This is a genomic window from Bulleidia sp. HCP3S3_C9 (assembly GCF_052064035.1).
GTDB lineage: Bacteria > Bacillota_I > Bacilli_A > Erysipelotrichales > Erysipelotrichaceae > Bulleidia.
The window spans coordinates 1-11,858 of the sequence record NZ_JBQHWJ010000063.1 but is presented as its reverse complement, the minus strand read 5'-3'; the positions used below and the strand labels follow the sequence as shown (position 1 = coordinate 11,858).

11 protein-coding genes and 1 other annotated feature are annotated in these 11,858 nt (G+C 35.9%); of the genes, 6 read left to right on the top strand and 5 right to left on the bottom strand.

Annotated features, from left to right (window positions below; all coding sequences use genetic code 11):
- Positions 1-117 precede the first annotated feature (117 nt).
- On the bottom strand, positions 118-1,782 hold the full coding sequence (locus ACTND6_RS09670) for a 6-pyruvoyl-tetrahydropterin synthase-related protein (protein WP_441023872.1): 1,665 nt from the start codon (positions 1,780-1,782) through the stop codon (positions 118-120).
- Entirely contained in the window at positions 1,767-3,737 is a 1,971-nt protein-coding gene (locus tag ACTND6_RS09665; protein ID WP_441023873.1) for a glycosyltransferase family 39 protein, read from the bottom strand. The genes ACTND6_RS09670 and ACTND6_RS09665 overlap by 16 nt, the downstream gene beginning before the upstream one ends.
- Before the next feature lie 163 nt (positions 3,738-3,900).
- Here ACTND6_RS09665 and ACTND6_RS09660 point away from each other — a divergent pair, with 163 nt between their 5' ends.
- The 3 genes from ACTND6_RS09660 to ACTND6_RS09650 all read left to right on the top strand — a co-directional run bounded on the left by ACTND6_RS09660 (position 3,901) and on the right by ACTND6_RS09650 (position 6,292).
- Positions 3,901-4,188: a co-chaperone GroES gene (locus tag ACTND6_RS09660; RefSeq protein ID WP_441023874.1), complete on the top strand. Its 288-nt coding sequence runs from the start codon at positions 3,901-3,903 to the stop codon at positions 4,186-4,188.
- An 18-nt stretch (positions 4,189-4,206) separates the two neighbouring features.
- Complete coding sequence (gene groL / locus ACTND6_RS09655) at positions 4,207-5,817, top strand: chaperonin GroEL (protein ID WP_441023875.1); 1,611 nt, start codon at positions 4,207-4,209, stop codon at positions 5,815-5,817.
- Positions 5,818-5,887: 70 nt separating this feature from the next.
- Positions 5,888-6,292: a NifB/NifX family molybdenum-iron cluster-binding protein gene (locus ACTND6_RS09650; RefSeq protein WP_178176386.1), complete on the top strand. Its 405-nt coding sequence runs from the start codon at positions 5,888-5,890 to the stop codon at positions 6,290-6,292.
- 78 nt (positions 6,293-6,370) lie between these two features.
- On the opposite strand, the gene ACTND6_RS09645 is transcribed toward ACTND6_RS09650, so the two are convergent.
- From ACTND6_RS09645 to ACTND6_RS09635, 3 genes are read right to left on the bottom strand one after another with little or no spacing between them, the layout of a single operon-like run.
- The gene (locus ACTND6_RS09645) at positions 6,371-7,102 is read right to left on the bottom strand and encodes an amino acid ABC transporter ATP-binding protein (protein ID WP_441023876.1); all 732 of its coding nucleotides are present in this window, start codon (positions 7,100-7,102) and stop codon (positions 6,371-6,373) included.
- Complete coding sequence (locus tag ACTND6_RS09640; RefSeq protein ID WP_441023877.1) at positions 7,095-7,778, bottom strand: amino acid ABC transporter permease; 684 nt, start codon at positions 7,776-7,778, stop codon at positions 7,095-7,097. Before ACTND6_RS09640 ends, ACTND6_RS09645 begins: the two co-directional genes overlap by 8 nt.
- A 21-nt stretch (positions 7,779-7,799) precedes the next feature.
- Positions 7,800-8,588 (bottom strand): transporter substrate-binding domain-containing protein, encoded by a 789-nt coding sequence (locus tag ACTND6_RS09635; protein WP_441023878.1) that lies wholly within the window; start codon positions 8,586-8,588, stop codon positions 7,800-7,802.
- Positions 8,589-8,681: 93 nt separating this feature from the next.
- Positions 8,682-8,898 (bottom strand) — a binding site (T-box leader).
- Between the two features lie 166 nt (positions 8,899-9,064).
- On the opposite strand from ACTND6_RS09635, the gene ACTND6_RS09630 reads away from it, so the two are divergent.
- The 3 genes from ACTND6_RS09630 (at position 9,065) to ACTND6_RS09620 (ending at position 11,567) form a co-directional block, all read left to right on the top strand.
- Entirely contained in the window at positions 9,065-10,651 is a 1,587-nt protein-coding gene (locus tag ACTND6_RS09630) for a hypothetical protein (RefSeq protein WP_441023879.1), read from the top strand.
- Complete coding sequence (locus ACTND6_RS09625) at positions 10,648-11,214, top strand: haloacid dehalogenase-like hydrolase (protein WP_441023880.1); 567 nt, start codon at positions 10,648-10,650, stop codon at positions 11,212-11,214. The genes ACTND6_RS09630 and ACTND6_RS09625 overlap by 4 nt, the downstream gene beginning before the upstream one ends.
- A gap of 62 nt (positions 11,215-11,276) precedes the next feature.
- Positions 11,277-11,567 (top strand): hypothetical protein, encoded by a 291-nt coding sequence (locus ACTND6_RS09620; RefSeq protein WP_441023881.1) that lies wholly within the window; start codon positions 11,277-11,279, stop codon positions 11,565-11,567.
- Positions 11,568-11,858 lie beyond the last annotated feature (291 nt).

Here is an 11,858-nt window from a genome sequence, read left to right as displayed (position 1 = left end):
TTGTTCATATCTGAGAAAAATATTTCATTGAAGAAAAAAAGCACTACGCAAGTTAATGCGCAGTGCACTTTAGAGATTCAATTGGTTCAATGCCTTAACTTAATGACATTGGTTTGATTACTTCACTTTTTTACTTAAGAATAACAAAATGATAAGACTGATTCCACTGATGATAAAACTAATGTTTCGAATCGGCGTATTTTCATAGGTTAGAATATATGTTTTATTTTTCTTTGCTTTGAATGTAACCATGGATTCATAGTTTGCATAACAATCCACTTTTGTTTTTTGCTTTCCATGAACTTCATATATGGTATAGCCTTTGTACCATGTTTTTGGAAGTACAAGAGTTGTATCTTTTTCTAATGTTGAAGTATTGAATGTGAGAGTGTCATAGTCTGTTGCATAGAGAAGTTTTAAATCATTTCCAGATGAATCTTTGATACTTGTTGTACGAAGACGGAAATCTGGAGAATTGAGTGGCAGATAATCTCCGCCAGCAAGCTCTACACGTACATAGTATGCACTGTAACAAGGATCACATAACTTTCCATCGAGGATGTCTTGCCATGTTGTTTCAGATGTTATTCCAAATGTACGTGAGTAACATGGAATAATATGATAGATACATTCGATGGATAAGATTGTGATGATGATATACGATACGTATTTTTTATTCCATAGGGAATAGATGCCAATTGATGCAGGAATGGATAATAGAAGTACGGTTAACGTGTTAAAACGCCATGGAAACTGCATGATCTGTAATGGCAGAATGTCCCATGGAAGGAAAGTGGATGGTAATAATAGGCAAATATAGCCAAGAATCAACATTGTTGATACAAATGGATTCTTTTTCTTTGTGAATATATATGTCAGTGGAATAAATGTTAAAAACCATCCGACATTGACAGTCATTGTTTTTGCGTGTTCTAACGTATTTCCACTATAGCCGAAGATTGTCTTGTTCACAAAATATTGCCATGTATCCATTGCATTTGCGACAAGGTTAGAATTGCTTCCGTAATAGTCCACAATGAATTTTTGAGAACGTAGCTGTTCAATCATTGGAATTGTAAAAAAGAATGATAATAGAAAGGCAAAGAATACAGAGAGAAAGATATGTATGTATTTCTCTTTGTTTAATCGTGGTATAGAAATGATACATAGAATTGCACATAGAATACTTGCCATTAGAAATGTCAGGTTATGTGATAACGCTAAGAAAGTTAATGAAATGGTCAATGTGATCCACGAACCATTTTTATAAATAATCTGATAGATGCCTAATAACATATAGGGAAGAAAAGCAAAGGCAAAGATTTCTCCAAGTGCACCTCTGACATAAACATCTGTAATTCGGTAATTAGAGAATAAATATGCACAGGAAGCGATATAGCTGATGCCTCGATTGTTTGTGATGTGCATTGCTAATTGAATCATTGCATATGCAGAAAGAAAAGAGGCAATACCAACAGTCAATTGATAAGAAAATGCTAATGATGCACCATAAAGATGCAGTAGTGCAGGAATGATAAGGAATACATCCGAATAGAAAAGAGGGGAAGCATATCCATAGTGATGATTTTCATAGGGATAGAGAGCAGGAAAGAATTGACCATGCTGTATTGCTTTTGATAATTGTTCAATTCTAGATACATGAAAGAATGTATCGTGTTCAATGCCTAGAAAATCTTTTGTGATGTATGGCAGAAGGAAAAGGCATGTAATTAAACATGCAAATACAATATCTTTCCATTTCTTCTTTAACCAAAGTACCATGTGCTGAACCATTCTAGTGATTTAATATATGTATTTGTTGTGGCAAAACCAGCAGTTGCCGGCAAGAACACAACAAACAATAAAATATACATAACAATATAGAAACAAACGACACTTTTTCCCACAATGCCATATTCCCATAAGTATGAAAATAAATAAGCAATCGATAATATCGCAAAGATTGACGTTGGGTAGAAGTGGTATGCAAATACACAGCGTGTAATGATCATCCAAGGGGCTAATGCTGTGATATATCCAATGGCAATGACAAATGAGGATAGTTTTTTTGTACGAATTCCATCCAATACTGTAAATACGATTGCTCCTAGTGACAGCCACGTCATCAGTGGATTAGAGAAGCAGGAAATCGTATGCTGACTGTTATTGGCATCATATCCGTTGTAGTACCAGATTGGTCTAAGATCTAAAAGCCATTGCTTCCATGTACTGGAATATGGATGTGTTGCATTTAATGAAGAATGATATTGAAACATGTATTCACACTGTTTCCATACATTCATGAAAGACCATCCATCGTTTTTCCATACACGATCAGGAATATATGAAATTGCGTAAATGATGATTGGAATAAAGATAAAGAAAATAAAACATAATCCAATTGTGATTGCAAAGCGTTTTGGAAACACTTCTGTAATATGTGCAGCGAATGTTTCTTCACTTGGTACAAGATGTGCATTCTTTAAATGTTTTTTTGCTTTCTGATAATCTGAATATTGAATGAAGAAATATGAGAATAATAGAATGGCTAAGCCAACTGCAGAATAGCATGCAGTCCATTTTGTGGCGATCGCAATTCCCATTGTGATTCCACAGAGTGCTAAGTATTTCAACTGTTTGAAGAATGTTGTATCATACCAGCTCATCTGAATGTAACGAATCATGTAATAGAACATCACCATAATCCAGAAGATGCTGAATGGTTCCAGTGTTCCAATTCTTGAAGTTGTTAAATGCATGAAATCAAACGCTAATAGAATCGATGCAATTGTTGCAATGGATGTTTTATGAAATAATCTTCTAGCAATGCCATACATGAGTGGAATCATAAATACCCCAAACAAAGCACCAGGAAGTCTCCATACAAATGGAGACATTCCAAACAGTTTAATAAATAATGCCATCGTATTTGTGCCAAACAGTGGATGAACAGTAGCGTACATGTCTTGTCCATTGGCAATTTCCCATGCATTTCTTGGATGATAGATTTCATCAAAGTAAGACTGATCATAATATGTTGGATGTAATACAAGCTTATCCTGTTCATCAATTAATAAAGTAGCAGGATATTGGCTGTCTTTTTGCCCATCCATTTCAATGCTCAATGGAACAAAGGATGTATGTGAAGTACTTCTTAGACCAATTTCTGTTAAAGAGTTATTTTTGTTTGTACTTTTCAGCCATACATATTTATATTTCCAGTTTCCTTCAATGATCTGATACTGATAAATAGATCCTTTTTTCAATGTTGTGATAAGATCCCATGAATGATGATCATTGGATCCATAGATTTGTATGCCTTCTGTGCCTAATTGATATGTATCTGGATTGGAGTTGTTATCTCCTTCACCATAGATTGTATAGATTGCATCAAAGTTTGTATCTGTTTTTAGCTCGAAGACAATATCCTGTCCTGTTTTGGATGGTTGCCATGTTGTTATTGGAAATGTCAGAGAGCCAAGCTGGTAGAAAGAAATGATTGCGTAAATTCCTGTAATCCATATAGTATTACGAATATCTTTTTTTCTGTAAGATGGATATGTTTTTGTTGAATGAACAAACGATAGGACGGGAACTTCTTTGTTTGTTTCTTTTTGTGTTTTGTTTTCTTTGATGAAGTAAAAACAAATCCAGATAACAGTGCTGAAAAGAAAACATAATAATGCAACTGGTAATAATGCTGCATCATTGAAATATTCTAAACTTAAATTTTTCATGTATTTATTCTAGCACGGATATGGTATGAATGAGGATTTGTAAAATGTTTGAAATTATTAAAATTATTTTAGCACTCATCTTGACTCAGTGCTATTTGTGACTATAATAACTATTGTTAGCAATCCTAATGAGTGAGTGCTAAGAAAAAATGGAGGTAATTGTATGTTAAAACCATTACATGATTACGTAGTATTAGAAAAAGTAAAAGAAGAAGAAAAAACACAAAGTGGAATCATTCTTACAACAAAAGAAGCAAAAGATGAACCAAGTCACGGTATTGTAGTCGCTGTTGGTCCAGGTAAAACAAATGACAAGGGTGAAATTACACCAATTAATTTACAGGTTTCTCAGCATGTTATCTACAAAAAGTATTCTGGAACAGAAGTAAAAGATGCTGGCAAGGAATATCTCATTATCAAGGCTGAAGATATTCTCGCAGTTGTTGAATAAGAAAGAAGGTAATGATTTATGGCTAAGGAAATTAGATATGCAAAAGACGCTAGAGATGGAATGCTCGATGGTGTCAATAAGCTCGCTGATGCGGTAAAGGTTACATTAGGTCCAAAAGGAAGAAACGTTGTTCTTGAAAAGAGCTATGGTTCTCCAGTTATCACAAATGATGGCGTAACAATTGCTAAGGAAATTGAACTTGAAGACAAGTTTGAAAATATGGGTGCAAAGCTTGTATATGAAGCCGCAAATAATACAAATGAACTTGCTGGTGATGGTACAACAACAGCTACAATCCTGACACAGGCTATGATTACAAGTGGTCTGAAGGCAGTAGATAAGGGTGCAAACCCAGTATTGATGAGAGAAGGTATTGAAAAGGCAGCACATGCGGTTGCTGAAAAGCTTCTTGAAGAAAGTCATCAGGTTACAACAAATGATGATGTAAAGAATATTGCTACAATTTCCAGCGGCAGTGAAGAAATTGGTTCTATCATTGCTGAAGCTATGGAAAAGGTTGGCAATGACGGTGTTATCAATGTTGATGAATCCAGATCTTTTGAAACTTCATTAGAAATGACAGAAGGTATGCAGTATGACAAGGGTTATGTTTCTCCTTATATGGTAACAGACCATGATAAGAATGAAGTCACACTTGAAAATCCATTGATCATGGTAACAGATCAGAAGGTCAATACAATTCAGGAAATTCTTCCAGTTCTTGAAGAAGTTGTAAAGTCTAACAAGGCTTTGATGATTATTGCGGATGACTTTGATAATGAAGTGATGTCTACTTTGATCATCAACAAGCTGCGTGGAACATTCAATGTTGTTGCGACAAAGGCTCCTGGATTTGGTGACAATGCTAAGAACCAGTTAGCTGATATTGCTGCTATGACAGGTGCAAACTTCTATGCAAAGGATCTCAACATGAACTTACAGGATATGAAGGTTGAAGATCTTGGTTCTGCTAAGAAGGTTATCGTTGGCAAGGATAAGACAACAATCATTGATGGCAATGGTGATGCTGGTGTTGTTGCTGAAAGAGTTGAAGGAATCAAGAAAGAAATCGAAAACACAAAGAGTGATTACGATAAGAAGAAGCTTCAGGAAAGACTTGGCAAGCTTACAAATGGTGTCGCTTTGATCAAGGTTGGTGCTACAACTGAAACAGAACTGAAAGACAAGAAGCTAAGAATTGAAGATGCTTTGAATGCTACTAAGGCTGCAGTCAGTGAAGGTGTTGTGACTGGTGGTGGTCTTGCATTGATTACTGCTTTAAAGGCTGTCAAGGATACATTAAAGGATGAAACAATTGATGTACAAAGAGGTATTAATGTTGTTCTAGATGCTTTGAAGTATCCTATCATGCAGATTGCTGAAAATGCTGGCTATGATGGAAATGAAATTCTAGAAAAACAGTTAATGCAGGAAGAAAACATTGGCTTCAATGCTAAGAATGGTGAATGGGTCGATATGTTTGCCAAGGGTATTATTGATCCTACAAAGGTAACACGTTCTGCTTTATTGAATGCCGCAAGTATTTCTGGCTTATTCATTACAACAGAAGCTGCAGTTGCAGATATTCCTGCCAAGGAAGCAGCTGCCCCTGCAATGCCTCAATATTAAAAAACATGGGAAGTCTAAAACAGGCTTCCTTTTGTGTTACAATACTGTCTGGGTATAGGAGAAGAATGAAATGAAAATTGCGGTAACATATGAAGATGGTCAGATCTTCCAGCACTTTGGTCATACACAACAGTTTAAAGTTTATGATATTCAAGATAACAAAGTAGTATCTTCAAGAATTGTAGATACAAACGGACAGGGACATGGTGCATTGGCGATGTTTCTTATGATTGAAGGTGTGAATGTTCTCATCTGTGGCGGTATTGGTATGGGTGCACAGAATGCATTGCGTTCAATGAATATTACGTTGTTTGGTGGTGTCAGTGGAGATGCTGATGCAGCTGTTGAACAGTATTTAAATGGTTCATTGGAATATGATCCAAATGCACAGTGTTCTCATCATGATCACGCGTGTGAAGAACATGATTGTTCTTGTGATCATCAAGGATGCAGTGGAAATCATCATTTAAGCTAAAAAATAAGCTGTGCTAACTTGTAATAAGTCAACACAGCTTTTTATATGCAAAAAAGAAACCTGCATATACAAGTTTCTTCAGTCATAGAATACTTTAGATAAGAAATCTTTTGCACGATCAGACTGTGGATTAGAGAAGAATTCTTCAGCAGTATTTTCTTCAATAATTTCACCCTGATCCAAAAATACAACTCTTGTTCCTACTTTTCTCGCAAAGCCCATTTCGTGTGTGACAACGACCATTGTCATGCCTTGTTTTCCAAGATCTTTCATTACATCCAGTACTTCTTTGATCATTTCTGGATCTAATGCACTTGTCGGTTCATCAAACAGCATGATATCTGGAGACATGCATAGTGCTCTAGCAATTGCGACTCTCTGCTTCTGACCGCCAGAGAGGTTGTTAGGGTAGCTGTCTCTTTTTTCTTTCAAGCCAACTTTATCAAGATATTCTAATGCAACTGTTTCTGCTTCTGCATCAGATTTATGAAGTACTTCTACTTGTGCAAGCTTGCAGTTTTCAAGAACTGTCATATTTGGAAATAAGTTAAAGTGCTGGAAAACAAATCCCATTTTATTTCTTTGTTCTCTAAACTTCTTTTCGTTATTACGATCCATGAGTTCTCCATCGAGATAGATTTTTCCAGAATCAATTGTTTCTAGACCATGGATGCATCTTAACAGTGTACTTTTTCCTGAACCGCTAGGTCCGATCAGTGAGATGATATCTCCCTGGTTTACCTCTAATGACACGTTATGTAAAGCATGTGTCTTATTAAAATTCTTACATACATTTTCAACTTTAATCACTGACAGATAACCTCTTTTCAACTTTCATTCCAATCATAGATACAACACATGTCATCACAAGATAGAAAATTGCGGCTAACATGTAAGGCGACATGACATCGAAATATTGTGCACCGATGATCTGTGCCCCCTTTAACAGTTCTACTGCACCAATACAGCTGATCAATGAACTATCTTTAATCAGTGTAATAAATTCAGAAATGAGTGGTGGTACGATACGCTTGAACGCCTGTGGAAGAATGACAAGCTTTAATGTTTTCCAGTTGGATAATCCAAGTGTTTCGCAGGCTTCCCACTGACCTTTGTCTACAGCGTTGACACCTGAACGAATCAATTCTGTCTGGTAGGCACCTGAGTTAATACTCATGGCAAGTACGCCAATAAGTAATGGATCAATTCTTAGAATCTTTCCTGTAATCGCTGTATACATAGAAGGAATGACAGAGAAGATGATCAAAATCTGTAATAACAATGGTGTACCACGAATAATCGTGACATATACATTGGCAATATCTCTTGGCAATGCATGTTTACTTCTTTTTCCTGTAGCGCCAAGTGTTCCAAGGATCAAGCCAAATAAAAGGGAAAGTGCTGCGATGCCTATCGACAACAACGCTCCTTTGGCTAGATACAGAATATTGGCTAAAGTAAAGACTTCTTGAAATGCGACAAACATATTTATACTTTCCCTCACTCCTTATTTTGTTTCAAGTGGTGTTAGACCATACTTATCACAGAGTGTCTGATATTCATCACTTGCTAAAAGTGTTTCGATGCATTTATTGATCTTATCAATAATTTCTGTATTTCCGAGTTTTGCGATGACATAGTTCTGTTCATCTACAAGGCTGTCATCAAGCATTGTGAATGTTCCGTTAGAAACATAGTTTTTCGCAACGCCCAGATCAACAACTGCAGCGTCGTACTGATTTGCACTTAGTGCATTCATAATATCCTGTGCATTCTTTAATCCAGTAACATCAGCACCTTCAATTTCTTTTGCTGCTTCTTCACCAGTAGAACCTGTCTGTACGGCAATCTTCTTTCCTTTTAAATCATCTAAAGATGCAATAGAAGATCCTTTTGGCAATACTGCTACCTGAGAAGAACCAAGATAAGGTTCAGACCATTCTACTTTTCTATCTTCAGCATATGTGAAGCCTGAGATACCTAAGTCAATCTGATCACCTTGCAGCTGTGTAACGATGTTATCAAAGTCCATCTTTTTTAATTCAATTTTGTAAGGTGTGCCTTCCTGGTCTGTTAGGTACTGTTCAAACAAAGCACACATGTCTGGATCAAATCCAATGATATCTCCATTTGTATTTTCTGATTCATATGGAGCATAGTCAGGGGAGATACCAACAGTGATGACTGTTGCGTTACCATTATCTGCAGTTGTGGAACTATTTGCAGATGTGGATGAAGAACATCCAGTAAGTGTTAGTAATGTTGTTGCTAAAACTGTTGTCATTAATTTTTTCATGTTTTTTTCCTCTTCTTTCTATTTATGCATTCGTAAATTCAATCAGTGAATTCGTCGTCGTTTTCTTTTCATCAAAAAAACGTCCAATCAAAAAAATTGGACGTTATATAAACGCGGTACCACCAAATTTCCATCTGTACCTTTACAGATGACACCTCTAACTCTTAACGCAAGTTTACGATTCAGCCTCAGCAATCTTCGACTGAATAACTCCAAGACACGTTCCTGAAACTCGCTTCAATATCTTTCACCAGACGATATCTCTCTGTGCAAGCATCCTTTCAGTACTACTTCTCTTCACCGTTTATGCAATTAGTATATCTTCTTTCTAAAATGTTGCAAGAAGATATTTCGAAAAAGCAAAGAAAAAGATTGTGCGGCAAATCCTTAATAATCATTAAGAACATGTTAAGAAACTGTATGATATTTTGGCAACGCACAAATATGAAGTATAATAGTACGGTGAGGTTGTTAAAATGATGCCATTTGTAATTGCTTGTATCTTTGTGCTGCTTGCAGAAGGTGCGGGACATAGTTTTTTAAAAATATTCCATATTAAAAGAAGTGGATTTGCTTCACCTATTGGTGCAGCAATCTTATTTTCTCTATTGGAGATCTTGTATTTGCCTAGACTTTGTCTAGGAGGACCATTTGGATGGATCAAAGGAAGTACATTTCTTGTTTTGATTTTTGCGATTGTCTGCGTACTTTCGAATCTGAAAGGAATTGCTTCTTCAATTGTTCGTGGGCGGATTATTTATGTATTGCTGGCTGGAAGTATGATGTTTGGTTTGTTCTATATTTGTAAAACAAATCTGGCAGTTGGGAATGATAGAGAATTGCTGCTGATGGCAAATAATATGAATTCACAATCCATCATGCTTGAAAATAATCGTCTGCAAGGCTATGAAATGTTTGGGAGTTTTGCGATTTGGCTGTTTGAGGGAAACTTTGAAAAGGGTGCACTAACATTAGCGTTATTTGCGACGATGATGTCTGCAATGCTGTGTTTGAACATGATTGACAGCTTTGAAATTGGAAATCCATGGTTCCGCTTTACATTGATTGTTTCTTCTATCTTTTATTCACAGTTTTATTCCTGGGAGATTGCCGGTGCATATCATGGTGGAAACTGGAGAATCTTCTTCATAGCTTTAGCTTTGTGTACACTTTATCAATGGATCAAGAGTGGAGTAGAAAATGTAAAATATATTTTTCCATTCGTTGTGTTTGCGGGAATGTTTTCGCATAATGGATTCTTGATGATTGGCTTTGAACTTGTATATTTATGTGCTGTGTATTTGTTTAATACAAAAAAGATTCGTTCTTTGTTTGATATTACAACGTTCTTGATTCCTGTATTTATTTACTGCATTGCCTGGCTGACAAAGTATTCGCTGGTTTCTGCAGTTATCTTGAGTGTCGTGCTGATTTTGTTCTATTGTGCAAGACTGAAACGTTCTGTATATATTAAAATGATTCGCGTAGAAGATGTATTGATTGATCATTCTGTTAAGATTTTCTATGTGACGATTCCACTGGTGTTCTTGATTGGAACATTTTTCTTGAGATACTTTACAGTACAGTATGCAGTGCCATATTCTGAATATATTCATTTCTTTTCTAACAGTGCTATTTCTACATGTCTATTTATGAGTGGCAGCATTTTGGACAATGCATTGAATATTTTCAGATGGGCAGGTGTATTTGTATTCTTGTCACGTGCCAGTAAACCAGAAGAAAAGATGATGCGTATGATTTTTCTAGGAATGGTTGTCTTCTTTGTCAATCCGTTATGTATGGGAATGCTGTCTCGTATTACAGGACTTGCAATGTACGCACATGCATTTGAAATTATCTTTAATCCATTTACAGATATTATGATTTTCTACTGGATCTATAAACAGTTTGAATGGACTGTGATTGGTCAGTGGATCCTTGAATTAACATTAGTGATAACATGTGTGCTGGGCCATGTTTCATCCTTTATTGATCATCCAGCAGGGTTATATACGGATCTTTTGACAAGAGATCCAAAGAATGGGAGTGTGATTTTACCATGAATGTTTACGATTGGGACAATACAATTTATCGACAGGATTCTACAGCGAACTTTGTTCTTTGGCTGTTTCGAAATCGACCAAAGACATTATTATCCATACCAAGAACACTTGTGTATGCGATTGGCTATGGATTGCATGTTGTAGATAAGCTGACATTTAAAGAAAATCTATATCATATGTTTGTATTTGTAAAAGATATGGATGGTACAACAGATGCATTTGTGGATTCTCATATGGATCATGTGAAAGAATTCTATCTGAAACAGCAGAAAGAAGATGATGTTGTGATTTCTGCTTCGCCTGAATTTACAATCAAACGATTCTGCAGGAAACTTGGCATCAAACATGTGATGGCAACCGTTGTGGATCCAAAGACAGGTAAGCATACAGGCTTAAACTGCCATGGTGAAGAAAAGGTAAAAAGATTCTATCAGATGTTTCCAAATGCAGAAATTGATGAATTCTATTCAGATTCCTTATCAGACACACCACTTGCATTGGAAGCAAAAAGAGCATTTTTAGTCAAAGGGGATCAAATCTTAGACTGGCCCAAGAAATCATAAGTAACTCATATGAGTTGCTTTTTTTCAATATTAATGAACCACTTGTATTTGGTGTACCAATTATGTATAACCCTATTATGTTGATTCCAACAATTCTTGCTCCTTTATCAGGTGCTCTTGTTGCATGGATCAGTGTAAGAACTGGATTCATTAACAGTATGAACTTCAAACCTGCTGTATCTGTAGCGTGGGTAATTCCATCTCTTATTGCAGCTTTCTTAAGAGGTGGCATTTGTTTCTTGATCGCTATTGTTGTCGCAATCATTGTGCAATGTGTTATCTTTTATCCTTTCTTCAAGCTGCTTGATAATCAGGCTTATGCTGAAGAACAGGCTGAAAAGAATAAAGCGTAATTGAGATATTGATATGATATATGTGACTGTTCACAACTGTGAAAATTGTTATATTTGAACAGTTTATGTTTTGCATCAAATCATTTCATGGAAGGCCTGGATTTCCTAGGCCTTTTATTTTGGCTGCTGAAAGATAGAAGAAAATGAAAACGTTCGAAAATTTTTTTTTGGAATATATAATTTTTCATAACTGACCACCTGATTCAAAAAAGTTCAGAAATCTCTTTAGTGTCCGCTTTTTAGTACAATAAAATCATATTGCTGGATATACACTTTAACTGCGAGGTAAAA

What these genes read in the sequence shown, in the direction of transcription:
- ACTND6_RS09630 (WP_441023879.1), top strand. Translation starts at nt 9,065, where the DNA reads ATGATGCCATTTGTAATTGCTTGTATCTTTGTGCTGCTTGCAGAAGGT.
- ACTND6_RS09635 (WP_441023878.1), bottom strand. Translation starts at nt 8,588, where the DNA reads ATGAAAAAATTAATGACAACAGTTTTAGCAACAACATTACTAACACTT.
- ACTND6_RS09625 (WP_441023880.1), top strand. Translation starts at nt 10,648, where the DNA reads ATGAATGTTTACGATTGGGACAATACAATTTATCGACAGGATTCTACA.
- ACTND6_RS09640 (WP_441023877.1), bottom strand. Translation starts at nt 7,778, where the DNA reads ATGTTTGTCGCATTTCAAGAAGTCTTTACTTTAGCCAATATTCTGTAT.
- ACTND6_RS09650 (WP_178176386.1), top strand. Translation starts at nt 5,888, where the DNA reads ATGAAAATTGCGGTAACATATGAAGATGGTCAGATCTTCCAGCACTTT.
- groL (WP_441023875.1), top strand. Translation starts at nt 4,207, where the DNA reads ATGGCTAAGGAAATTAGATATGCAAAAGACGCTAGAGATGGAATGCTC.
- ACTND6_RS09670 (WP_441023872.1), bottom strand. Translation starts at nt 1,782, where the DNA reads ATGGTACTTTGGTTAAAGAAGAAATGGAAAGATATTGTATTTGCATGT.
- ACTND6_RS09660 (WP_441023874.1), top strand. Translation starts at nt 3,901, where the DNA reads ATGTTAAAACCATTACATGATTACGTAGTATTAGAAAAAGTAAAAGAA.
- ACTND6_RS09620 (WP_441023881.1), top strand. Translation starts at nt 11,277, where the DNA reads ATGTATAACCCTATTATGTTGATTCCAACAATTCTTGCTCCTTTATCA.
- ACTND6_RS09665 (WP_441023873.1), bottom strand. Translation starts at nt 3,737, where the DNA reads ATGAAAAATTTAAGTTTAGAATATTTCAATGATGCAGCATTATTACCA.